The 22023-nt window shown below is 67.4% G+C and carries 20 protein-coding genes; 10 read left to right on the top strand and 10 right to left on the bottom strand.

From position 1 onward, the window contains the following. Window positions 1-23: 23 nt before the first annotated feature. The 4 genes from fghA to ACREPD_RS04050 form a co-directional block, all read right to left on the bottom strand. Window positions 24-854, bottom strand: coding sequence for an S-formylglutathione hydrolase (fghA, locus tag ACREPD_RS04065; protein WP_431598108.1), 831 nt, complete (start codon window positions 852-854; stop codon window positions 24-26). A gap of 16 nt (window positions 855-870) precedes the next feature. Next, a complete protein-coding gene (locus ACREPD_RS04060) occupies window positions 871-1980 on the bottom strand; it encodes an S-(hydroxymethyl)glutathione dehydrogenase/class III alcohol dehydrogenase (RefSeq protein WP_421569258.1) in 1110 nt (369 codons plus the stop codon). Window positions 1981-2035: 55 nt separating this feature from the next. Continuing rightward, window positions 2036-2311, bottom strand: coding sequence for a metal/formaldehyde-sensitive transcriptional repressor (locus ACREPD_RS04055; protein WP_313347588.1), 276 nt, complete (start codon window positions 2309-2311; stop codon window positions 2036-2038). Between the two features lie 116 nt (window positions 2312-2427). Beyond that, window positions 2428-3972 (bottom strand): arylsulfatase, encoded by a 1545-nt coding sequence (locus ACREPD_RS04050; protein ID WP_431598107.1) that lies wholly within the window; start codon window positions 3970-3972, stop codon window positions 2428-2430. Window positions 3973-4420: 448 nt separating this feature from the next. Between ACREPD_RS04050 and ACREPD_RS04045 the strand changes: the two genes are divergently transcribed. Then, on the top strand, window positions 4421-5371 hold the full coding sequence (locus ACREPD_RS04045; RefSeq protein ID WP_431598106.1) for a cation diffusion facilitator family transporter: 951 nt from the start codon (window positions 4421-4423) through the stop codon (window positions 5369-5371). Here the strand turns inward: ACREPD_RS04045 and ACREPD_RS04040 are convergent. The 4 genes from ACREPD_RS04040 to ACREPD_RS04025 all read right to left on the bottom strand — a co-directional run bounded on the left by ACREPD_RS04040 (window position 5334) and on the right by ACREPD_RS04025 (window position 10264). Further along, window positions 5334-7226, bottom strand: a complete 1893-nt coding sequence (locus tag ACREPD_RS04040; protein WP_431598105.1) for a methyl-accepting chemotaxis protein — start codon at window positions 7224-7226, stop codon at window positions 5334-5336. The two genes, ACREPD_RS04045 and ACREPD_RS04040, sit on opposite strands and share 38 nt — an antisense overlap. Before the next feature lie 303 nt (window positions 7227-7529). Then, entirely contained in the window at window positions 7530-8474 is a 945-nt protein-coding gene (locus ACREPD_RS04035; RefSeq protein ID WP_431598104.1) for a helix-turn-helix domain-containing protein, read from the bottom strand. Between the two features lie 401 nt (window positions 8475-8875). Next, window positions 8876-9280 carry a hypothetical protein gene (locus ACREPD_RS04030; protein ID WP_431598103.1) on the bottom strand — a complete coding sequence of 135 codons (405 nt, stop codon included), beginning with the start codon at window positions 9278-9280 and terminating at the stop codon, window positions 8876-8878. Window positions 9281-9367: 87 nt separating this feature from the next. After that, a complete protein-coding gene (locus ACREPD_RS04025; RefSeq protein WP_431598102.1) occupies window positions 9368-10264 on the bottom strand; it encodes a LysR family transcriptional regulator in 897 nt (298 codons plus the stop codon). A 104-nt stretch (window positions 10265-10368) separates the two neighbouring features. On the opposite strand from ACREPD_RS04025, the gene ACREPD_RS04020 reads away from it, so the two are divergent. After that, window positions 10369-11421: an NAD(P)-dependent alcohol dehydrogenase gene (locus tag ACREPD_RS04020; RefSeq protein WP_431598101.1), complete on the top strand. Its 1053-nt coding sequence runs from the start codon at window positions 10369-10371 to the stop codon at window positions 11419-11421. Window positions 11422-11624: 203 nt separating this feature from the next. On the opposite strand, the gene ACREPD_RS04015 is transcribed toward ACREPD_RS04020, so the two are convergent. Further along, window positions 11625-12989: a glutamate--cysteine ligase gene (locus ACREPD_RS04015; RefSeq protein ID WP_431598100.1), complete on the bottom strand. Its 1365-nt coding sequence runs from the start codon at window positions 12987-12989 to the stop codon at window positions 11625-11627. A 233-nt stretch (window positions 12990-13222) separates the two neighbouring features. Here ACREPD_RS04015 and ACREPD_RS04010 point away from each other — a divergent pair, with 233 nt between their 5' ends. The 3 genes from ACREPD_RS04010 (at window position 13223) to ACREPD_RS04000 (ending at window position 15830) form a co-directional block, all read left to right on the top strand. Beyond that, a complete protein-coding gene (locus ACREPD_RS04010; RefSeq protein WP_431598099.1) occupies window positions 13223-13921 on the top strand; it encodes a VIT1/CCC1 transporter family protein in 699 nt (232 codons plus the stop codon). After that, the gene (locus ACREPD_RS04005; protein ID WP_431598098.1) at window positions 13921-14751 is read left to right on the top strand and encodes a helix-turn-helix domain-containing protein; all 831 of its coding nucleotides are present in this window, start codon (window positions 13921-13923) and stop codon (window positions 14749-14751) included. The genes ACREPD_RS04010 and ACREPD_RS04005 overlap by 1 nt, the downstream gene beginning before the upstream one ends. Before the next feature lie 101 nt (window positions 14752-14852). Next, the gene (locus tag ACREPD_RS04000; RefSeq protein ID WP_431598097.1) at window positions 14853-15830 is read left to right on the top strand and encodes an MBL fold metallo-hydrolase; all 978 of its coding nucleotides are present in this window, start codon (window positions 14853-14855) and stop codon (window positions 15828-15830) included. A 52-nt stretch (window positions 15831-15882) separates the two neighbouring features. Here the strand turns inward: ACREPD_RS04000 and yihA are convergent, their stop codons facing one another. Then, window positions 15883-16506: a ribosome biogenesis GTP-binding protein YihA/YsxC gene (yihA, locus tag ACREPD_RS03995; protein ID WP_431598096.1), complete on the bottom strand. Its 624-nt coding sequence runs from the start codon at window positions 16504-16506 to the stop codon at window positions 15883-15885. Between the two features lie 155 nt (window positions 16507-16661). On the opposite strand from yihA, the gene ACREPD_RS03990 reads away from it, so the two are divergent. The 5 genes from ACREPD_RS03990 to betT all read left to right on the top strand — a co-directional run bounded on the left by ACREPD_RS03990 (window position 16662) and on the right by betT (window position 22008). After that, a complete protein-coding gene (locus ACREPD_RS03990) occupies window positions 16662-17456 on the top strand; it encodes a c-type cytochrome (RefSeq protein WP_431598095.1) in 795 nt (264 codons plus the stop codon). Between the two features lie 108 nt (window positions 17457-17564). Beyond that, window positions 17565-18215, top strand: coding sequence for a thiol:disulfide interchange protein DsbA/DsbL (locus ACREPD_RS03985; protein WP_431598094.1), 651 nt, complete (start codon window positions 17565-17567; stop codon window positions 18213-18215). Between the two features lie 109 nt (window positions 18216-18324). Next, a complete protein-coding gene (locus tag ACREPD_RS03980; RefSeq protein ID WP_431598093.1) occupies window positions 18325-19155 on the top strand; it encodes a thiol:disulfide interchange protein DsbA/DsbL in 831 nt (276 codons plus the stop codon). 52 nt (window positions 19156-19207) lie between these two features. Beyond that, the gene (locus tag ACREPD_RS03975; RefSeq protein ID WP_431598110.1) at window positions 19208-19948 is read left to right on the top strand and encodes an endonuclease/exonuclease/phosphatase family protein; all 741 of its coding nucleotides are present in this window, start codon (window positions 19208-19210) and stop codon (window positions 19946-19948) included. Window positions 19949-20028: 80 nt separating this feature from the next. After that, window positions 20029-22008: a choline BCCT transporter BetT gene (betT, locus tag ACREPD_RS03970; RefSeq protein ID WP_431598092.1), complete on the top strand. Its 1980-nt coding sequence runs from the start codon at window positions 20029-20031 to the stop codon at window positions 22006-22008. Window positions 22009-22023 lie beyond the last annotated feature (15 nt).

The following is a 22023-nucleotide window of genomic DNA, read 5'->3' as shown; positions in this document are numbered from 1 at the left end:
CCCATGGGGTGGCTCTACGCGGTTTACGCTGCCATCGCCTTGGCGTGATACGCGATGTGCTCGCCGATGAAGCTGGCGATGAAGTAGTAGCTGTGGTCGTACCCCGGCTGCAGGCGCAGCTGCAGCGGATGCTCCGCTGCGGTGCACGCGGCCTGCAGCCACTGCGGCTGCAGCTGGCTGTCCAGGAACTCATCGCCGCCGCCCTGGTCGATCAGCAACGGCAACCGCTCGGTCGCCGTGGCCACCAGCTCGCTGGCATCCCACGCCGACCACGCCGCACGGTCCTCACCGAGGTAGGCCGCAAACGCCATCTGCCCCCACGGCACCCGGGTGGGCGCGACGATCGGCGAGAACGCCGACACGCTGCGGTAGCGCCCGGGATTGCGCAACGCGATCACCAGCGCGCCGTGCCCGCCCATCGAATGCCCACTAATGGCGCGCGCATCGCTGGCCGGCAGGTGCGCCTCGACCAACGCCGGCAACTCCTCCACCACATAGTCGTACATGCGGTAGTGCTTCGCCCACGGCTGCTCGGTGGCGTTGAGGTAGAACCCCGCCCCCTTGCCCAGGTCGTAGCCCTCCGCGTCGGCGACATCGTCGCCGCGCGGGCTGGTATCGGGCGCCACCAGGATCACGCCATGTTCGGCGGCGTAACGCTGCGCACCGGCCTTGGTGATGAAGTTCTGCTCGGTGCAGGTCAGCCCGCTCAGCCAGTACAGCACCGGCAGCTTCTGCGTGGCCGCCTGCGGTGGCAGATAGACCGCCACCTTCATGTCGCAGCCCAGCACCTGCGAACGGTGCTGGTAGACGTCCTGCCAACCGCCGAAGGCGGCGCGATGTTCGATGCGTTCCATGGGGTGCCCGCCGTGATCAGTAGTGGACGACCGAACGGATCGACTTGCCTTCGTGCATCAGGTCGAAGGCCTCGTTGATCTGCTCCAGGTCCATGGTGTGGGTCACGAACGGCGCCAGCTCGATCTCGCCCTTCATCGCGTCCTCGACCATGCCCGGCAGCTGGCTGCGGCCCTTCACGCCACCGAACGCGGTGCCCTTCCAGGAACGGCCGGTGACCAGCTGGAACGGACGCGTGGAGATCTCCTGGCCCGAACCGGCCACGCCGATGATGACCGACTGACCCCAGCCACGGTGCGCGCATTCCAGCGCCGCACGCATGACGTTGACGTTGCCGATGCACTCGAAGGTGTGGTCCACGCCCCAGGTGGTCATTTCAACGATGACCTGCTGGATCGGCTTGTCGAAGTCCTTCGGATTGATGCAGTCGGTGGCACCGAACTGCTTGGCCAGTTCGAACTTGGACGGGTTGGTGTCGATGGCGAAGATGCGGCCGGCCTTGGCCTGGCGCGCGCCCTGGATCACCGCAAGGCCGATGCCGCCCAGCCCGAACACGGCCACCGAATCGCCTTCCTGCACCTTGGCGGTGTTGTGCACCGCGCCGATGCCGGTGGTGACGCCGCAGCCGAGCAGGCACACGTGTTCCGGGTTGGCGTCCGGGTTGATCTTGGCCAGCGAGACTTCGGCCACCACGGTGTATTCGCTGAAGGTCGAGCAGCCCATGTAGTGGTAGATCGGCTCGCCGTTGTAGCTGAAGCGGGTGGTGCCGTCGGGCATCACGCCCTTGCCCTGGGTGGCGCGCACGGCCACGCACAGGTTAGTCTTGCCCGAGGTACAGAACAGGCACTCGCCGCACTCGGCGGTGTACAGCGGAATGACGTGGTCGCCCGGCTTCACGCTGGTGACGCCCTCGCCCACTTCGACCACGATGCCGGCGCCCTCATGGCCCAGCACCGCCGGGAACAGGCCTTCCGGATCGTCGCCGGACAGGGTGAACGCATCGGTATGGCAGACACCGGTATGGGTGATCCGGACCAGCACTTCGCCCTTCTGCGGCGGGGCGACGTCGATCTCGACGATCTTCAGCGGCTCGCCAGCGGCGAAGGCAACAGCAGCACGGGATTTCATCGGGAATACTCCAGGACAAGGAACAGAACAGGACAGCGCGCGGTTTCCCGCACGCTTATTTCAGGTAGGAACGGATCAGGGCGCTCATGTCGCGCACGCGCTCGGCGCGCTGCGCATCGGACTGGGCAGGCTGGCCGAATTCTTCGCGCAGGTGCGCTTCCATCACTTCGGACATCAGCCCGTTGACGGCGCCACGGATGGCGGCGATCTGCTGCAGCACCGGCCCGCACTCGGCCCCCGCCTCCAGCGCACGGTCCAGCGCATCGCACTGGCCGCGGATGCGGCGCACGCGGGCCAGTACCTTCTTCTTTTCGTCGGGGGAATGCGGCATGCCAGGCGGACCCAGAGAACTATACTGGGGGATAGTATACACACCGGCCCGCCCACGTCACGCCGCAGCGCCCCGGGGGCGCGCGAGGGCGCCACCCGAAGCCTGTGGGAGGCCAGCTATTTGCCGGCCACCGCGTCCTGCAGCTTTTCGATCGCCTGGTCGGCGGTGAAGGTGTTCGGCTTCTGGATCTTCGGGAATTCCACGAAGGTCTCGTTGAACTTGGTCAGCAGCGCGATCGCGCCATACACGATGTACACGTGGTTGATGTACCAGTCCCAGTAGGTGTTGGAGGTGACGTCGGCGAACTCGTACGGGTCGGTGCGCAGGTTGTAGATCTTGGGAATGCGCATGGCCGTGAACGGTTCGCCCCAGATCTGCATGGTGCCCTTGCAGCGCTGCTCGATGAAGGTGACCTTCCAGTTGTCGTAGCGGATGCCCAGGATGTCGCCGTCGTCGGAGATGTAGACGAACAGCTTGCGCGGGGACTTGTCCACCTTGCCGGTCAGCATGGGCAGCAGGCTCACGCCGTCGATGTGGTTCTTGTAGGTGCGCCCCAGCGCCTTGACTCCCTTCTTGAGGTCATCGACCACACTGGTGTTGCCAGCCAGTTCCAGGAACGTGGGCAGCCAGTCATGGTGCTGGACGATTTCATTGGAGACCGTGCCCGGCTTGATTTTGCCCGGGTAACGCGCCACCAGCGGGATGCGGAACGCGCCTTCCCAGTTGGTGTCCTTCTCGCTGCGGAACGGCGTGGTGCCGCCATCCGGCCACGAATTGCGGTGCGGGCCGTTGTCGGTGGAATACACCACCAGGGTGTTGTCGGCGATGCCCAGCTCGTCCAGGTAGTCGAGCAGCGAGCCAACGTTGCGGTCATGGTCGATCATGGTGTCGTGGTACGGCGACTGCCAGCGACCGGCCTGGCCCAGGCTCTCTTCCTTGGTATGGGTATACAGGTGCATGTGGGTGAAGTTGACCCAGACGAAGAACGGCGCGTCGTCGTCGGTGGCCTTTTTGATGAAGTCCTTCGCGCGTTCGGCGAACTCGTCGTCGCAGGTCAGCATGCGCTTGCGGTCGAGCGGGCCGGTGTCTTCGATCTTCTGCTTGCCCACCCGGCCCCAGCGCGGCTGTTCGGTGCTGTCGTCGGTGTCGGTGGCGAAGCTGTGGATCACCCCGCGCGGCTTGATGGTCTGGATGAAGTCGCCGAACTCTTCCTCGGGGAAGTAGTCGTACATCTCCGGCTCCTCCTCGGCATTGAGGTGGTAGAGATTGCCGAAGAACTCATCGAACCCATGGTTGGTGGGCAGCATTTTGTTGAGGTCGCCGAGGTGGTTCTTGCCGAACTGGCCGGTGGTATAGCCCTCGTTCTTCAACAACGCCGCGATGGTGACGATCTTGTCGCTCATGCCCACCGGCGCGCCGGGAATGCCGACCTTCGACAGGCCGGTGCGCAGCACGCTCTGCCCGGTGATGAACGAGGAGCGGCCGGCGGTGCAGGACTGCTCGCCGTAGGAGTCGGTGAAGCGCACCCCTTCGTTGGCGAGGCGGTCGATGTTCGGGGTCTGGTAACCCATCAGGCCATGCGTATAGCAACTGAGGTTGGAGATGCCGATGTCATCCCCCCAGATCACCAGTATGTTGGGTTTTCCGGATGCGCTGGCCATGCGTTGCTCCAAGGGGACATGAGGCCCAGATGGTCAACGCTTGCGCCGGTGGCGGCCAGCGTGTTTCTACTTAGAACGTCTCAGTAAGTCTTCGCCGGCGCGGACAGCGGTGTCCGTACATGACGCCACCGTGGGGGCTGGCTCCACCCGGCTGGAGTGAAGCCTGCACGCGCCCGCGCTGCCGGCCGCTCAGGTCGGCGCGAAACCGCGCGCGGTCTTCTTCTCGTTCTTCTCGGCCTTCTTTTCCTTGGCCGTCTTTGCAGGCTTCTTCTTCTGCTCTTTCTTGCTGTCCATACTCTTGGCCATGGTCGTGCGCTCGCGGTTGGTAGGGCGCCAGCATGGCACATCCGTGGCAGGCCGGCGCGCCGGCAGTCGGCACCCCGCGCCGTGCACGCCACCGGGACGCCAGCTCCCGGATCATGACCCTCCCCCCTCCCCTGCGAAGACCATGGCCACGCCGTCCGGCTCCCGTCTTGTTGTCTATGCCGCGCTGGTCGGCAACCTGTGCATCGCCGTCGCCAAGTTCGTCGCCGCCGGCATTTCCGGCAGCTCGGCGATGCTCAGCGAGGGCGTGCATTCGCTGGTCGATACCATCAACGAACTGTTGCTGCTGTACGGCCTGCACCGCGCCGACAAGGCGCCGGACAGCGCCCACCCCTTCGGCTACGGGCGGGAACTGTACTTCTGGAGCTTCATCGTGGCCCTGCTGGTGTTCGCCGCCGGCGCCGGGGTCTCGGCCTACGAGGGCTTCCAGCACATCCGCCGGCCCGAGCCGGCCACCAACCACGCGCTGAGCTATGCGGTGCTGGGCATTTCCTTCGTGTTTGAAGGGGCTTCCTGGTGGGTGGCGCTGCGCGAGTTCCGCGCCACCAAGGGCAACATGGGCTACTTCGAGGCGTTCCGGCACAGCAAGGACCCGTCCACATTCACCGTGCTGCTGGAAGACAGCGCGGCCCTGCTCGGGCTCGCCTTCGCGGCGATCGGGCTGGCCGCCGCCCAGCTGCTGGACATGCCGGTGCTCGATGGCGTGGCCTCGCTGTGCATCGCCGGGGTGCTGGCGGTCACCGCCTTCCTGCTGGCGCGCGAGACCAAGGGCCTGCTGGTGGGCGAGCCGGCCCACCCCGACGTGGCCCGGCACATCCTGGCGGTGGCCAACACGGACCCCGACCTGCGCACCGCCAACGGGGTCACCACCATGCAGATGGGCCCCGAGCAGGTGGTGGCGATGCTGAGCGCCGAATTCGAGGATGACCGCACCACCCCGCAGATCGAGGCCTGCATCACCCGGATCGAAACGGCGGTCAAGCGGGACTACCCGGAACTGGTGGCGCTGTTCATCAAGCCGCAGACGCCGGAAGTGTTCAGGTCGCGCCGCGCGGCGCTTGCCGAACCACGCTGAGCGCGGCCTTCGCGGTACCGGCGTTGCCGAGCAGCGTATGCACGGCGAACGCCGGGGACGCATCGGCCGCCTCGGTCCGGAACGCGGCTACCGTGCCCAGCAGCTGGGTAGCCTGCTCTTCCATGCTGCGCGCGGCCGCCGACGCCTCTTCGACCAGCGCCGCGTTCTGCTGGGTGCTGCCGTCGATGTGCTCCACCGCCTGGTTGATCTGCACGATGCTGTCGCGCTGCTGCTGGGCCGCGTCGCTGATGCCCGAGATCAGGTCGCTGACCCGCTTCACGCCCTGCACGATCTCGTCCATGGTGCGCCCGGCGCCTTCGGCAAGCCGGCTGCCGGTTGCCACCTTGTCCACCGAATCGCCGATCAGCTGCTTGATCTCGCGCGCTGCGGTGGACGAACGCTGCGACAACGAGCGGATCTCCGAGGCGACCACGGCGAACCCGCGCCCGTGATCGCCCGCACGGGCGGCCTCCACCGCCGCATTCAAGGCCAGGATGTTGGTCTGGAAGGCGATGCCGTCGATGACGCCGATGATGTCGACGATGCGATGCGAGGACGCGGCGATCAGCGACATGGTCGAGACCACCTCCTGTACCGCCTGGCCACCCTGCGCCGCCACCTCCACCGCCCCGCCGGCCAGCTGGCTGGCCTGGCGCGCGTTGTCGGCGGTCTGCCGCACGTGGTCGGTGAGCCCCTGCAGCGACACCGCCGTTTCCTCCAGCGAGGCAGCCTGCTGTTCGGTGCGCTGTGAGAGGTCGTTGTTGCCTTCGGCGATCTCGCCCGCGCCGAGCGCCACGTTGTCGGCCACGCGCTTGATGCGCGCGATGATGGACGCCATCGAATCCACCAGCGCGTTGATGCCGGTGCACAGCTCGGCGATGTCGCCGCCCATGCCGGCCGTGGCGATGCGGCCAGTGAGGTCGCCGCCCTGCGCGGCCGCCACCACCTCGCGGGTCTGCTCCACCGCGTGCTGCAGCGCCTGCGCCGCGCGAACCTGGGCGGTGATGTCGGTGGCGTACTTGACCACCTTGAACGGCCGCCCATTCATGTCACGGATCGGGTTGTACGACGCCTGGATCCAGACCTCGCGGCCGTCCTTGCCCAGCCGCCGGTATTGGCCGGCGTCATATTCGCCCCGTCCGAGTTTCTCCCAGAACGCGCGATATTCCGCACTCTGGCGATATACGGGGTCGGCGAACATGCCATGGTGCTTGCCCTGCACTTCCTCCAGCGTGTAACCGACCGCCGCCAGGAAATTCTCGTTGGCGCCGCGGATGCGCCCGTCCAGGTCGAATTCGATCACCGCCTGCGAGAGGTCGATGGCGGCCAGCTGCCCGGCGAAGTCGGCCGCCTGGCGCTTTTCCTCGGTGATGTCGGTAGCGAACTTCACGACCTTGCAGGGCCGCCCGTTGGCGTCGAAGACCGGGTTGTAGGAGGCCTGGATCCAGACCTCGCGCCCGCCCTTGCCCAGCCGCCGGTACTGGCCTGCATCCAACTCGCCGCGCGCCAGCTTGGCCCAGAACGCCTGGTACTCCGGCGTGCGCACCTGTTCGGGCGCGACGAACATCGAATGATGCCGGCCACGAACCTCCTCGAGCGTGTAGCCCACGGTCTGCAGGAAGTTCGGGTTGGCCGCCAGGATGGTGCCCTGCAGGTCGAATTCGATGACCGCCTGCACCCGGTGCAGGGCGGCGATCTGCGCGTCCAGATCCGCCTGGCGGCGTGACGCGGCGGCCTGCGCGGCCACGTGAGCGGTGCGGAAGGGCACAAGGGCGGCGAGACGATGAAGCGGCGAGCGCCGGGCGATCCCGGTGGCGGCAGCGGACACATCGGTGTGCAGCGATGAAATGTGCATCATGCGATCCTCGAATCCGACAAGCTGAAATGGCTCCGCCGGGCTGCAAGCCCTTGGGGAGTACTCGATTGGCTTGGGGACTCACGAGGATCGTCACGTATGTGACGCCGCCTGCGTGGGGTGCAACATATTCGATTGCGATCAAGGTAGCGGCCCGGGCCGCATAATCTTGAGCATGACTTATGGCTACGGATTATGGCCGAGTTTACGTAGCTCCCATATTGCCGGTGTCGCAAGAATGCGCGGTCCCAGCGATGAGGTGCCGCCGCGGTGGGGGCTGCACGGCACCTCATCGCAGGGACATTATCTCCCGCGTCGCACTGCGCCGCGGCTGCGGCCTGCCTCCAGCGCGGCCGCCAGCTCGATCGACGGGTGGATGCCGAATATCTTCCGGTACATGCCGGCGAAGCGCCCCAGGTCCCATACGCCGAAGCGTGAGCAGATCAGGGTCACGGTGTCGCCGGGCCTGGCCTCGCGCAGCGCGCGCCGGATCACATGCAACCGTTCCAGCATGTAGTACTGCTGCGGGCCCATGCCGAAGATCTCATCGAACGCCCGGTTCAGCGAACGCTGCGAGGTGCGCGCGCTCAGCGTCAGTTCGCCGATGGTGGCCTCGCCGCGGATGCTGCGTTGGAACACGATCGGCCGTCCCCTGGCGCGGCCCACCGCGTCGGGGCTGCCCAGCGCGAGGCAGCGCAACAGCTCATGTATTACCCGGCCGCTGAAGGCACGACGCACCGCCGGCACCGCGAACAGCTGTGGCCGGCGCTGGTTGATCTTGAAGGCGCGCATCATCAGCGTGATCAACTCATGGATCTGCTCGCGACCGACCATGACCGGATGCGTGCGATCCAGGCGCCCGTCGACCAGGCCAGCGACCCCGCTGGCATGCGCAAGTATTGCAGTGGCAGACAGGTCCAGCGCGATGAAGCGCGAGGCGACGCGTGTCACCGCGTGCACCTCCGTGCCCGGGGCGAACCAGATGAACAGCTCGTCGGTCGCCCGGTGACCCTGCATATAGGCATCGCTGCCGGGCAGCGTGATGTAGGCGTGGTAACGGCCCGCATGGCTCAGGCCCCGGTACAGCATCGGCGCGCCGTCCCGGCCGAGCATCGCGATGACATCTCCTGCATCCAGAAGCTCGAGCGCCCAGTCGCCATTACCGCGCCCGGTGACCCGCATGTGGCCATCCACACCGGCAACAGCGTCTGCATACGCTTCAAAGTCGTTGAACGTCAGTATCGCCATCTTGGTGGACGTAACCTCGAAGTAGACGGCATGCGGGCGGCGAGCATACCGCCTCTATCGCGCCTCAAAGAGGCGTTCGATCAACATTTTTTTTTGGCGGAGTTTACGTAGACGCCGCTTTTCCAAGACCAGAGAATCCGGGTCGGCATTCACGATGGAATCGCATTGCCGCGCAGGTTCGATTACGGCCAGATGCGGCAAACATGACGAAAGTACGCCCTTTCCATGGTGGGCGCGCTGTGGCAGGCATATATCGGTAGTTCCACTGCCGCGAGGGCGGTAAATCTACTTGCAGGAATGTCCAAGGATTGTCGTCGACGTTTCTGCAGCCGAGGGATGTCCGAATATTTCCATGTATATTCAAATCGATTGCCGACGCGCAGCGGGCGTCGTTGCGGATTCTAGCCGCGCGCGCGGCCGGCGCCGGGGCCAAGGCAGGGCGCGGCCAGCAGCCGCTGCAACGCCTGGACTGCACCAAGGTCCGCGAAGTAGGGCCCACTTGCCTTTACCCTGAGCGTGCCGTGGCCGGTGGCGGCCTGGTATTCCAGGCGGATCCGCACGCCGATGATGTTTGCCCGGGCGAAATCTCCGGTCTCCAACACGCCAGCGACCGCATCGCGGCGGGTGACGACGTTGTTCCACGGCCCGCCGTCCTGCTGCGCGCGAAGGGTGTTTTCCACGCAGGCGAACACCGTGCTGACAGGCGTGCCGGCCGGTACGTCGAAGGTTCCGTGCGCAGCGGGTTCCAGCAGCACGCAGCCTGCCAGCAGAAACACTCCAGATACCAGTGACAGCTTCAGCTTCATGGCGGCGTCCCTGCGCTCTGTCGAATCGGCCAACGTAAATGTACCGGCAGCCGGCCGGAGGTAATGGCAGACGGCCAGAGGCCGGCTCTACGTGCTGTGAGTGTCGCGCAGCATGTCCACGAACGCACGCAGTGCCGAGGACATCTGCCGCTGCTGCGGGTAGTACAGCACCCAGCCGGCAAACGGCTCGCTCCAGTCTTCCAGCACCGCCACCAGGCGGCCATCGTCCAGGTAGGGGCGCGCGGCATCCTCCAGTACGTAGGCCAGGCCCAGCCCATCGAGCACCGCCTGCAGGATGGTGTGCTGGTCACCCAGCGTGAGGCGCCCCGGTACGTCGATGTCCAACGCCTGGCCATCGCGCGCGAACTGCCACTTGTACAGGTGGCCGCTGGCGAACCGGAAGCGCACGCATTCGTGCCCGGCCAGCTCGCGCGGGTGCAGCGGCACGGGGTGGTCGCGCAGATAGGCCGGGGCCGCCACGATCAGGCCGCGCAGCGGCGGGCCAAGCGGCACCGCCACCATGTCTTCGGGCACGAACTCATGCAGGCGCACGCCGGCGTCGTAGCCCTTGGCGACGATGTCCACCAGGCCATCGTCCTGCGCCACCTCCAGCCGCACGTCCGGGTGGGCGCGCAGGAACCGCGCCAGGCGCGGGCCGAGCTGGGTATGCACCGCCGCGCGGGTCGCGTTGATGCGCAGCAGGCCGGCGGGCGCGGCGCGGAAGTGGTTCATCTCTTCCAGCGCGTCATGCACCTGGCCCAGCGCCGGCTGCAGGCGCTCGAGCAGGCGCTGCCCCGCCTCGGTCAGCGCCACGCTGCGGGTGGTCCGGTGGAACAGCCCCACCCCCAGCCGCTCTTCCAGCGCGCGGATCGCATAGCTGACGGCCGAGGTGGACAGCGCCAGCTCGGCCCCCGCCCGGCGGAAGCTGCGGTGGCGGGCCACGGCCGCGAAGGCCGCCAGGTGGGTGAGGTTGTCAGTGGCCACGATTATCCAGTCTGCCTTGATGAATCATGCCGATATATTGACTGTATGCCCACGGGTTGCGGGCGTATTGTAAAGCGCCTTTCCACAAATCCCAGGATAACCCCATGTCCCTCGCCCACGGCTATGCCGTCCACGACCAGACCGCGCCGCTGGTGCCGTTCTCCTTCGAGCGCCGCGCGGCCGGTCCTGACGACGTGCGCATCCAGATCCTCTACAGCGGCATCTGCCACTCCGACCTGCACCAGGCCCGGGACGACTGGGGTGGCGCGCAGTTCCCGATGGTGCCGGGCCACGAGATCATCGGCCGGGTCACCGAAGTCGGCGCCAACGTCACCCGCTTCAAGGTCGGCGACTTCGCCGGCGTGGGCTGCATGGTCGACTCCTGCCGTCATTGCGACGCCTGCGACCACGACCTGGAGCAGTACTGCGAAAAGGGTCCGACCTACACCTACAACAGCACCGAACGTGGCAGCGACCAGCTGACCTACGGCGGCTACTCCGACCACATCGTGGTCGAACAGCGCTTCGTGGTGAAGGTGTCTGAAACGCTGGACCTCAAGGCCGCCGCCCCGCTGCTGTGCGCCGGCATCACCACCTACTCCCCGCTGCGCCACTTCAAGGTCGGCCCCGGCCAGAAGGTCGGCGTGATCGGTCTGGGTGGCCTGGGCCACATGGGCGTGAAGTTCGCCAAGGCCATGGGCGCCACCGTGGTGATGATCACCACCACCCCGGAAAAGGGTGCCGATGCCAAGCGCCTGGGCGCCGACGAAGTGCTGGTCTCGCGCGATCCGGCGCAGATGAAGGCACACGCCAACAGCTTCGACTTCTTGCTCAACACCATCCCGGTCAGCCATGACACCAACCCGTACATGTCGCTGCTCAAGCGTGACAGCACCATGTGCCTGGTCGGCGTGATCACCGGCCTGGATCCGGCGTTGATGGGCGCCAGCGTCATCTTCGGCCGCAAGCACGTGACCGGCTCGGCGATCGGCGGCATGGCCGAGACCCAGGAAATGATGGACTTCTGTGCCGAGCACAACATCGTCAGCGATGTGGAAGTGATCGACATCAAGACCGTCAACGAAGCCTGGGCGCGCATGGCCAGGAACGATGTGCGCTACCGGTTCGTGATCGACATGGCGACGTTGGCCGCGTAACCGCGTAGAGCGACGCCATGCGTCGCTGATTTCCGATCCGCATTGCGCAATCCATCGGGGGCGGCCGGCGGGCAGCCCCCGTAGGGACTGTTGAAAACATGGATGTTTTCAACAAGCCCCCATGGACGGGTTTACGGCGTGTCCCTACGGGGGCTGCCCGTCGGCCGCCCAACCCGTACGAATCAAAACGCCAGCTCTTCGCCTCAGTAAGCGAACTGCTTGAACACCGGGTCCACGCTCTGGTTCCACTCGCCGTGGAACAGCGCCAGCTTGCGCTCGGCCGGGGTGATGCCCGAATCCACGATTTCCTGCAGCACGTCCAGGAAATGGCTCTCGTCCTGGCCATCGGCGTTGCGCGCCGCGCGGCGCTGCAGGCCGGCCACCGCAATCTTTACCGCCTCGCGCGCCAGGTCGCGCACCGTACCGCCGCGGAACGGCAGGTTCAGCGCGTGCCTGGGCACGCCGTCGCGCAGCGCATGCCGCTCGACCAGGCTGAAGTCGCGCACCAGGTCCCAGGCCGCGTCCAGTGCCGCATCGTCGTACAGCAGGCCGACCCAGAACGCCGGCAAGGCGCACAGGCGATTCCACGGACCGCCATCGGCGCCGCGCATTTCCAGGTACTTCTTCAAGCGCACTTCCGGGAACGCCGTGGTCATGTGATCCGACCAGTCGCGCATCGTCGGCAGCTGGCCCGGCAACACCGGCAGCTTGCCCACCATGAAATCGCGGAAGCTCTGCCCGCTGGCATCGTGGTACACGCCGTCGCGGTAGGAGAAATACATCGGCACGTCGAGCAGGTAGTCCACATAGCGCTCGTAGCCGAAGCCATCCTCGAACACGAAGTCGAGCATGCCGGTGCGGTCGGCGTCGGTGTCGGTCCAGATGTGCGAGCGGTAGCTGAGGAAGCCGTTCGGCTTGCCTTCGGTAAACGGCGAGTCGGCGAACAGCGCCGTGGCGATCGGCTGCAGCGCCAGCGACACGCGGAACTTCTTCACCATGTCCGCTTCGGTGGCGTAGTCCAGGTTGACCTGCACCGTGCAGGTGCGGGTCATCATGTCCAGGCCCAGCGAACCGACCTTGGGCATGTAGTCGCGCATGATGCGGTAGCGGCCCTTGGGCATCCACGGCATCTCTTCGCGCGTCCACTTGGGCTGGAAGCCCATGCCGAGGAAGCCCAGCTGCAGCTCGGCGGCCACCTGGGCCACTTCGTTGAGGTGGGTACCGGTCTCCACACACGTCTCGTGGATGCTCTCCAGCGCGGCGCCGGAGAGCTCCAGTTGACCGGCCGGCTCCAGCGTCACCGAGGCGTTGTCGCGCAGCAGCGCGATGGTGTTGCCGTTCTCCTGCACCGGCGCCCAGCCGAAGCGGGTCAACCCGGTAAGCAGCGCTTCGATGCCGCGCTCGCCTTCGAACGTGGGCGGACGCAGGTCGTCCAGGCGGAAGCCGAACTTCTCGTGCTCGGTGCCGATGCGCCACTGCGCCTTGGGCTTTTCGCCGGAGGCCAACGTGGCGACCAGTTCGTTACGGTCGGTGATTGGCGTCTCGGCGACGTGGCTGGGGCTCGACAAGGGAGTGCTCACAGGGATTCTGGACTGGACGGGGATGTGGGGTTGGCGGCCCTGCATCGCAAGGGCGCACTATATCGTGGCCGTTCCGGCCGTCGTGCCACCGTGACGGTTTTCTGCATCCTACTGGGAACCCCTTGACGCTGCCCGCGCCCCGCCACGCCGACCTTCTTCCCGCCGCAACGCAGCTGCGTCGCGTTCCTGCAGCCGGCCGCAGCCCGGCCTAGACTGTCTGCATGAGTCGATCCCGACATCCCGAAGTGCACCGTTCCGACCGCGTGGGCTGGCTGCGCGCCGCCGTGCTGGGGGCCAACGACGGAATCGTGTCGGTGGCCGGGCTGGTGGTCGGCATCGCCGCCAGTGGCGCCAGCGCGTCCACCGTACTGGCCACCGGCATCGCCGGCACCGTGGCCGGTGCGATGTCCATGGCCGCCGGCGAGTATGTGTCGGTGCAGTCGCAGGCCGACACCGAGCGGGCCGACCTGGCCGTCGAGCAGCGCGAACTGCACGAAGACCCGCACAGCGAACTGGAAGAGCTGGTGGCCATCTACCACCATCGCGGCCTGAGCGTGGCGCTGGCCCGCGAAGTTGCCGTGCAGCTGACCGCACATGACGCGCTGGCCGCGCATGCACGCGACGAACTGGGCATCACCGAAGAACTGCGCGCCCGCCCACTGCAGGCCGCACTCGCCTCCGCCGGTGCCTTCACCTGCGGCGCGGCGCTGCCGGTGCTGGCCGCGCTGCTGGCGCCGCACACCCATGTCGCGCAGATCACCACGGCCACCACTCTGGTTGGCCTGGGCGTGACCGGGGCCATGGCCGCCCGTGCCGGGGGTGCACCGCCCCTGCGCGGCGCGCTGCGGGTGATGTTCTGGGGCGCGTTGGCGATGGGCGCGGCGGCATTGATCGGCCAGTTGTTCGATACTGCCGCGTAATGGACGCCTGCCTCTACCCCGATCCGCTGTTGACCGAGATGGCCAGCCTGGCCGACTGCCAGCGCGCTGGCGGCTATGCCTGCATCACCGCGCGCCGCGAACACGGCGCGCAGTCGGTGGACATTCCACAGCCCCAGTTCGCCATCCTGCTGCAGGGGCGCAAGCAGGTCTCCTGCGCGCATCAGACACTGCAGCTGGTGCCCGGGGACCTGTTCCTGATCACCCGGCGCTGCCGCATCGACGTGGTCAACACGCCCGACCCGCAGACCGGGCTGTACCTCAGCGCGATCGTGCCGTTGTGCAGCGAGGCGCTGTCGGCGGCGCGCACGCTGTGGAACGAGCCTCTGCCCGATGCCGGCGATGCATTGGCCAAGCTGGCCTTGGGCGATCACGCCGACACGCTGCGGCAGTGGCGGCACGCGCTGGAACATGCGCAGTACACCGAAGCGCGGCTGGCGCTGGCCGCGCTGGTGCTGGCGTTCTGCCGGCGCGGCCACGGCAGCCTGCTGGTGCCGCCCGAACCCAGCCTGGGCGAACGCATCCGCGACCTGATCGCCGCGCAACCGGAGCGCGACTGGCAATCGCGTGATTTCGAAGCGACGCTCGGGTTGAGCGGCGCCACCCTGCGCCGCCGCCTCGCCCACGAACAGGCCAGCGTGCGCGAGCTGATCGCCGACGCGCGCCTGGCCCATGCGATGAACCTGCTGTACACCACACAGCTGCCGCTGAAGACCGTGGCCGCACGCGTGGGCTACCGCTCGCTGGGCAGTTTCAGCAAGCGCTTCGCCGCACGCTACGGGCTGGAACCGGCGGCGATCGGCAACAGCTGACACCGCAGCGAGCGGTACGCGGCGCATTCTGAGCGGAACGCGGCGAACCCGGCGCGCACCATGGGTGCACCGCGGCGCCGCCGCCTTGTATGGAAACTGCCATGTCCTTCCCCCGTGTGCGCCTGCTCGCCACCGCCCTGCTGCTGGCCGCTGCCAGCGCCCCGGCATTCGCCACCACCACGCACCACCCGCAGGCGCAGGTACCGGGCGTCTACCACCAGCAGATCGGCGAACTGGAGGTGACCGCGCTGTTCGACGGCACCGTGGCACTGGGCCGCACCGAACTGGTCGGCATCGCGCCGGGCGCGGTCACCCGCCTGCTCGACCACCGTTACGTGCCCGAAGACGGCAAGGGCCTGCAGACCGCGGTCAATGCCTATCTGATCCAGCGCGGCGATCACCTCACCCTGGTCGACACCGGCACCGCCGGCTGCTTCGGCCCGGGCCTGGGCCAGGTGCTGGGCAACCTGCGCAAGGCGGGGTACGACCCGGCCGACGTGGATGACCTGCTGCTCACCCATGCCCACCCGGACCATCTGTGTGGCCTGCTCGACGCGCAGGACCAGGTTGCGTACCCCAATGCCACCGTGTGGCTGTCCGACGCCGATGCCGCGTACTGGCTGGACCCGGCCAGCGAGGCCGGTGCCCCACAGGGCGTGCGCTTCGCGTTCGCGCTGGCACGCAAGGCCGTGGCGCCGTATGCGGCCGCAGGCAAACTGCATCGTTTCAGCCCCGGGCAGGCGCTGCCGGGCGGGGTCACCGCGCTGGACAGCCACGGGCATACACCGGGCCATGTGTCCTGGAAGCTGGACGGCGGTAACGGGCAGGCCGTGCTGGTCTGGGGCGACATCGTGCACTTCCATGCGGTGCAGTTCGCCCAGCCGCAGGCCGCGTACGAGGCCGACAGCGACCGCACGGCCGCCATCGCCAGCCGCCGCGCGATGATGGCGCAGGCCGCCGATGGGGGTTGGTGGGTGGCGGGTGCACACCTGCCGTTCCCGGGCCTGGGCCATGTGCGGCGCGAAGGCGACGCCTTCGCGTGGGTACCGGGCGAATTCGCGCCGCTGCCGGCGCGGTAATCGTCGGTGGTAGCACCCGACCGTTGGTCGGGTGGCAGATCCGGGGCGCCGGTTACGGCGCCTCGGGCACCGGTTTGTTCAGGCCCAGCCAGCCGCCGATGATGCCGCGTGCTTCGTCCACGCCCTGGCGGGCAGGGCCGGAGAAGGTCTGCACGCTCACGGTGTCGCCGAACGAGGAGTGCAGCTCCTTGCGCACCTTCTGCAGGGCAATGCCCTGCTGGCCACGGCCGAGCTTGTCGGCCTTGGTGAGCAGCGCGTGCGCGGGCAGCCCGCGCTGCACGGCGTAGGCCAGCATCTGCCGGTCGTAGTCCCGGAGCGGGTGGCGGATGTCCATCACCACCACCAGCCCCCGCAATGCCTCGCGGGTGCGGAAGTACTGGTCGATGAAGGCCTGCCAGTGCGCCTGCAGGTCCAGCGGTACCTTGGCGTAGCCGTAGCCGGGAAGATCGACCAGCTTGGCGTCGGGGGTGACTTCGAAGAACACCAGCTGCTGGGTGCGGCCGGGGGTCTTGGAGACCCGGGCCAGGCTGTTCTGGCGGGTCAGGGCGTTGAGGGCACTGGATTTGCCGGCGTTGGAGCGGCCGGCAAAGGCCACTTCGGCCCCCACGTCGTCCGGCAATTGCCGGGTATTGTGGGCCGAGAGCAGGTAATGGGCGCGTTCGAGGAGCAATGACATGGGCATAGGATCGCATGTCCGGGCCGGCGGCGTGCTGTCGGCGATGGGTTTTGCCGCACTGCCGCGTTGACCCCGGCGTGAAACGGCATGGATAATCGGGCGATCCCCGCGTGTGCACCCTGCACATGCCAGGCCGGTCCACACGGAGCTTCCGCATGCGCCATGCTCGCGTTCTTGCCGTTTCCGCTGTTGCTGTATCGCTACTGGCCGCCGTTGCGGTCGCCCAGACGTCGATCACCCCGCTCCCGGATACCGGGCCGATAAAGACTGCCTCGCTCGAAGTGGACTTCAGCAAGACCACCTGGGGCGATGCGAAGGCGGGCCAGACCAAGGCTGCCGCGTGCGCGGCCTGCCATTCCGCCGATGGCAATGCCACGGTGGAGATGTACCCCAGCATCGCCGGGCAGAGCGAACGCTACGTGGCCCAGCAGATGGCCTTGATCGCCAATGGGCAGCGCACCTCCGGCGCGTCGGCGGCGATGGTGCCGTTCGTGCAGGACCTCACCCCGCAGGACATGCGCGACATCGGCGCGTACTTCGCCACCCAGAAGGCCAGCGCCGGGCTTGCCGACGACAGCGTGGTCAGCGAGGGTCCCTACAAGGACAAGAAGTTCTTCGAGATCGGCCAGCAGCTCTATCGCGGCGGCGATGCCCAGCGCGGCATCCCGGCGTGCATGGCCTGCCACGGCCCCACCGGCGCCGGCAACCCGGGCCCGGCGTACCCGCACGTGGGGGGCCAGCACGCGTCCTATGTGTCGCGCCGGCTGCAGGAGTACCAGGCCGGGGTCACCCAGGAAACCGACAAGGCGCACTTCCAGATCATGGCCAGCATTGCCAAGTCGCTGACCGAGCAGGAAATCCAGGCGCTGGGCAGCTACCTGCAGGGCCTGCACAACCGCGCCGACGACGTGGCCGCGGCCACCCCCTCGGCGCGGCCGGCCGCTCCCTGAGGGCGACCGCGCGCCGATAACAGATGCGCCCCGCCCAAGCGGCGGGTTATGTTCACCGCCACGCCGGCACTGGGCCGGCGTTGTTTTTTCCGATGGAGATGGATGTAGATGACGTTGATGCCCCGCCTGATGCTGTTGCTGCTGGCCCTGAGCCCCCTGTCCGCGCTGGCCGCGCCCGCCGCCCCCGCCGCACTGATGGAAGGCAAGGATTACGAGCTGATCGAGGCCCCCGGCCCGTTTGCGCCGCTGGCCGGCAAGATCGAAGTGGCGGAGATCTTCGGCTACACCTGCCCACACTGCGCCCACTTCGAGCCGATCCTGGATGCCTGGGCGAAGAAGCTGCCCAAGGATGTGCGGTTCACGCCGGTGCCCGCCGTGTTCGGGGGGTACTGGGATTCGTACGCCCGCGCCTACTACGCCGCCGACCAGCTGGGCGTGGCCAAGCGCAGCCATGCGGCGATGTTCAACGCGCTGCATGAAGCGCGCTCGCTGCCGATGCAGAACGTGTCGCCTGCTGAACTGGCCGGCTTCTACAAGGACTACGGCGTGACCGCTGAGCAATACACCGCCGCGCTCGAGAGCGATGCCGTGACCCGGAAGCTCGCCGTCGCCAAGACCTTTGCCCAGCGCGTCAAGGTACAGGGCACCCCGTCGCTGGTGATCAACGGCAAGTACCTGGTCAAGGGCACGTCGTTCGAGGACATGCTCAGCAACGCCGACGCCCTGATCGCCCGCGAACGCGCCGCGAAGGCTCGCTGAACCGTCACGCCCCCTGCACGCGGCGCCTCCGGGGCCGCGTGTCATCATGCCCCCCTGGCCGGCGCCCGACGCGCCGGCCCAACCATGTCCACCTGCTGGAGACGCTTCGATGAAGACCCGTTTCGCCCTCATTCTGATGGCCCTGCTGCCGATCCTGGCCGCGTGCAAGGCCCAGGACGGCACCGCCAACACCGCCGCCCCGACCGAACCGGCCACCCCGAGCGCCGAACCGGCTGCCCCCACCGCCCCGGCCCCCACCGACGCCGCCCCGGCCGCCAGCGGTGAGACCGCCGCCGCCGAGACCGCCGCCGCCGAAGCCACCACCCCGGCTCCGGCACCGGCCTCCTCGCAGCCGGTGGGCCCGGCCCCGGTGGAAGGCACCGACTACGTCGTGATCGCCGGCGGCAAGCCGTTCCAGCCGGCAACCGGCAAGGTCGAAGTGGTCGAAGTGTTCGGCTTCGTGTGCCCGGCCTGCGCCGCGTTCCAGCCGCTGATCGGGCCGTGGAAGGCAGGCCTGCCGAGCGACGTGAACTTCGTGTACGTGCCGGCCATGTTCGGCGGTACCTGGGACAACTACGCCAAGGCGTTCTACGCCGCGCAGGCACTGGGCCTGGAAGACAAGACCCATGAGGCGCTGTACAAGGCCATCCACGTCGACCAGGAACTGAAGGGCGAGCGCGGCCGTGATTCGGTCGAGGACATCGCAGCCTTCTACGCCAAGCACGGCGCCGATGCCAAGCAGTTCGCCAGCACCATGTCGAGCTTCGCGGTGACCGCCAAGACCAATTCCGCCAAGCAGTTCGCCCTGCGCAGCAAGATCGAAGGCACCCCGTCGGTGATCATCAACGGCAAGTACCTGGTCAAGGGCAAGAGCTTCCCCGACATGCTGCGCATCGCCGATCACCTGATCGCGCGCGAACGCGCCGCCATGAGCAACTGATTTCCAAGAGACCGCTACCGTCGTGACTTCCCCCAACACGCGGACCCTGCGCCTGCTGACGGCCAACATCCAGGCCGGCTCCAGCACCCGCCGCTACAGCGACTATGTGACCCGCAGCTGGTCACATGCGCTGCCGGCGGGGCGCAAGCGGACCAGCCTGGACGCCATCGCCCAGCTGGCCCGGGGTCACGACATCGTCGGCCTGCAGGAGGCCGACCCCGGCAGTCTGCGCTCGGGCTTCACCAACCAGACCCACTATCTGGCCGAGCGCGCCGGCTTCAATTACTGGAGCCACCAGCCCAACCGCCGCATGGGCGGGGTGGCCTCCAGTGCCAACGGCCTGTTGAGCCGGCTGGAACCGGTGGAAGTCCAGGACCATGCCCTGCCCGGCCGGATCGGCGGCCGCGGCGTGTTGCTGGCCAAGTTCGGCGACGGCACGCAGGGCCTGGCCGTGGCAGTGGCGCACCTGTCGCTGGGCACCAATTCGCGCATGTCGCAGCTGGCCTTCATCGCCGACCTGCTGACCGACCACCCCAACGCGGTGCTGATGGGCGATTTCAACTGCCTGGCAGAGCGGCCGGAAATGCAGGTGCTGTACCAGAAGACCACCCTGCAGCCGCCTGGCTGTGCGGTGCCCACCTTCCCGAGCTGGCGCCCGGATCGTGCCATCGACCACATCCTGCTCAGCAACGGCCTGCAGCAGCGCAGCGCCGAAGCGGTGCCGGCGGCGTTCTCCGACCACCTCGCATTGGCCATGTCGATCGACGTGCCCACCGACGCGCTGCGTTCGTGACGCTGTAAACAACCTGTCCACGGCGCGTGTGCGCTAATGCGTGGGGTCTGCCGGCAACGGCACCGTGAGCCCCTTCATCCATGAGCATCGTGGAGACGCCTCCCAGCGAGGTGCGCACGCTTCGACCCGTCTTCCTGCTTGCCGCCACCGTCGTGGCGGCATTCGCCATTCTGGTCACCGCGTTTCCCATTCCGTCCGGCGTGCTGCTGCTGGAGGCGCAGACCTGGGCGTCGCGCAACGTCGGCTGGTACTACCTGCTGGCGATGACGCTGTACCTGGTGTTCGTGGTCGGTGTAGCGCTGTCCGGCTATGGCCAGGTCAAGCTCGGCGCGGACCATGACGAGCCGGAATTCAGTTACCTCTCGTGGGCCGGCATGCTGTTCGCCGCCGGCATCAGCATCACCCTCTTCTTCTTCTGCGTCTCCGAACCGCTCACCCATTACCTGATGCCGCCCCAGGGCGGCGTGGGCGGCGGCGAGGCCAGCGCGCGCCAGGCCATGCAGCTGCTGTTCCTGCACTGGGGCCTGCATGGCTGGGGTGTGTTCGCGCTGGCGGCGATGGCGCTGGCCTACTTCGCCTACCGCCACAACCTGCCGCTGGCGCTGCGGTCGGCACTGTACCCGTTGATCGGCAAGCGCATCAACGGGCCGATCGGCTACACCGTCGATGCACTGGGCATCGTCGCCACCGTGTTCGGCATCGGCGCGGACATGGGCTTCGGCGTGCTGCACCTCAATGCCGGGCTGAATGTCCTGCTGCCGATTCCGCACGCGCCGTGGGTGCAGGTGGCGCTGATCGTGCTGATGATGGGCGCGGCGATCGCCGTGGCGGTGTCGGGCGTGGAAAAGGGCGTGCGCTGGATGTCGGACATCAACATGCTGCTGGCCATCGCGCTGTTGCTGTTCATGCTGTTCGCCGGCCCCACCCAGTACCTGCTCAGCACCTTCATGCAGAACCTGGGCGACTACCTGGGCAACGTGGTCGGCAAGAGTTTCGACGTGTATGCCTACGGTGGCCGCGCGGACTGGCTGGGCAACTGGACGGTGTTCTACTGGGCCTGGTGGATCGGCTGGGCACCGTTCGTGGGCCTGTTCATCGCGCGCATCTCGCGCGGCCGCACCATCCGCGAGTTCGTGCTGGGCGTGCTGCTGATTCCGCTCGGCTTCACCCTGGCGTGGCTGTCGATCTTCGGCAACAGCGCGCTGGACCAAGTGCTGCACCACGGCCAGGAACATCTGGCGCAGATGGCCGTGGATAACCCGCCCACCGTGCTGTACGCGCTGCTGGACAACTACCCGTGGAGTCGCACGCTGATCACGGTCACGGTGATCGTGAGCTTCATCTTCTTCGTCACCTCCGCCGACTCCGGCACGGTGGTGCTGTCCACGCTGTCCTCGCATGGCGGCGCGCCCGAAGACGACGGCCCGCGCTGGCTGCGCGTGTTCTGGGGGGTGATGACCGCACTGGTCACCGCCGGGCTGCTGCTGGCCGGCAGCATGGACGCGCTCAAATCGGCGGTGGTACTGGCCTCGCTGCCGTTCTCGGTGGTGCTGCTGTTGATGATGTGGGGCCTGACCCGTGCGCTGGGCGAGGAATCGCAGCGCAGGAAGGCCTCGCAGTACTCGCCCATTCCGCTGGCCGGGCAGTCGCGCCACCAGCGTGGCTGGCGCCAGCGCATTACCCAGGCGGTGCACTTCCCGGTCCGCGACGAGGTGTACCGCTTCATGGACACCGACGTGCGCCCCGCAATGGAAGCAGTGGCCACCCAGTTGCGCGAGCAGGGGCTGGACGTGAGTACCCACTTCGAGCCCGGGCAGATGGAGCTGGTGGTGGACCACGGCGAACAGCAGGTGTTCCGCTACCAGGTGGTGATGCGCGGTTACCTCACCCCGTCCTTCGCCGCCCAGCGCTTCCGCAACCAGCGCTACTACCGCGCCGAGGTCCACCTGTATGAGGGTGGCCAGGATTACGAGCTGGTGGGCTACAGCCGCCAGCAGATCATCAACGACATCATCGACCAGTACGAGCGCCACCTGCAGTTCCTGCATCTGACCCGTTGAACCCGCTGGTCTCCC

Source organism: Stenotrophomonas sp., assembly GCF_050737075.1.
Classification (GTDB): Bacteria; Pseudomonadota; Gammaproteobacteria; order Xanthomonadales; family Xanthomonadaceae; genus Stenotrophomonas.
The sequence above is the reverse complement of the archived record's forward strand: the minus strand, read 5'-3'. Positions and strand labels throughout refer to the sequence as shown.

What these genes read in the sequence shown, in the direction of transcription:
- fghA (WP_431598108.1), bottom strand. Translation starts at nt 854, where the DNA reads ATGGAACGCATCGAACATCGCGCCGCCTTCGGCGGTTGGCAGGACGTC.
- ACREPD_RS04060 (WP_421569258.1), bottom strand. Translation starts at nt 1,980, where the DNA reads ATGAAATCCCGTGCTGCTGTTGCCTTCGCCGCTGGCGAGCCGCTGAAG.
- ACREPD_RS04055 (WP_313347588.1), bottom strand. Translation starts at nt 2,311, where the DNA reads ATGCCGCATTCCCCCGACGAAAAGAAGAAGGTACTGGCCCGCGTGCGC.
- ACREPD_RS04050 (WP_431598107.1), bottom strand. Translation starts at nt 3,972, where the DNA reads ATGGCCAGCGCATCCGGAAAACCCAACATACTGGTGATCTGGGGGGAT.
- ACREPD_RS04045 (WP_431598106.1), top strand. Translation starts at nt 4,421, where the DNA reads ATGGCCACGCCGTCCGGCTCCCGTCTTGTTGTCTATGCCGCGCTGGTC.
- ACREPD_RS04040 (WP_431598105.1), bottom strand. Translation starts at nt 7,226, where the DNA reads ATGCACATTTCATCGCTGCACACCGATGTGTCCGCTGCCGCCACCGGG.
- ACREPD_RS04035 (WP_431598104.1), bottom strand. Translation starts at nt 8,474, where the DNA reads ATGGCGATACTGACGTTCAACGACTTTGAAGCGTATGCAGACGCTGTT.
- ACREPD_RS04030 (WP_431598103.1), bottom strand. Translation starts at nt 9,280, where the DNA reads ATGAAGCTGAAGCTGTCACTGGTATCTGGAGTGTTTCTGCTGGCAGGC.
- ACREPD_RS04020 (WP_431598101.1), top strand. Translation starts at nt 10,369, where the DNA reads ATGTCCCTCGCCCACGGCTATGCCGTCCACGACCAGACCGCGCCGCTG.
- ACREPD_RS04010 (WP_431598099.1), top strand. Translation starts at nt 13,223, where the DNA reads ATGAGTCGATCCCGACATCCCGAAGTGCACCGTTCCGACCGCGTGGGC.
- ACREPD_RS04005 (WP_431598098.1), top strand. Translation starts at nt 13,921, where the DNA reads ATGGACGCCTGCCTCTACCCCGATCCGCTGTTGACCGAGATGGCCAGC.
- ACREPD_RS04000 (WP_431598097.1), top strand. Translation starts at nt 14,853, where the DNA reads ATGTCCTTCCCCCGTGTGCGCCTGCTCGCCACCGCCCTGCTGCTGGCC.
- yihA (WP_431598096.1), bottom strand. Translation starts at nt 16,506, where the DNA reads ATGTCATTGCTCCTCGAACGCGCCCATTACCTGCTCTCGGCCCACAAT.
- ACREPD_RS03990 (WP_431598095.1), top strand. Translation starts at nt 16,662, where the DNA reads ATGCGCCATGCTCGCGTTCTTGCCGTTTCCGCTGTTGCTGTATCGCTA.
- ACREPD_RS03985 (WP_431598094.1), top strand. Translation starts at nt 17,565, where the DNA reads ATGACGTTGATGCCCCGCCTGATGCTGTTGCTGCTGGCCCTGAGCCCC.
- ACREPD_RS03980 (WP_431598093.1), top strand. Translation starts at nt 18,325, where the DNA reads ATGAAGACCCGTTTCGCCCTCATTCTGATGGCCCTGCTGCCGATCCTG.
- betT (WP_431598092.1), top strand. Translation starts at nt 20,029, where the DNA reads ATGAGCATCGTGGAGACGCCTCCCAGCGAGGTGCGCACGCTTCGACCC.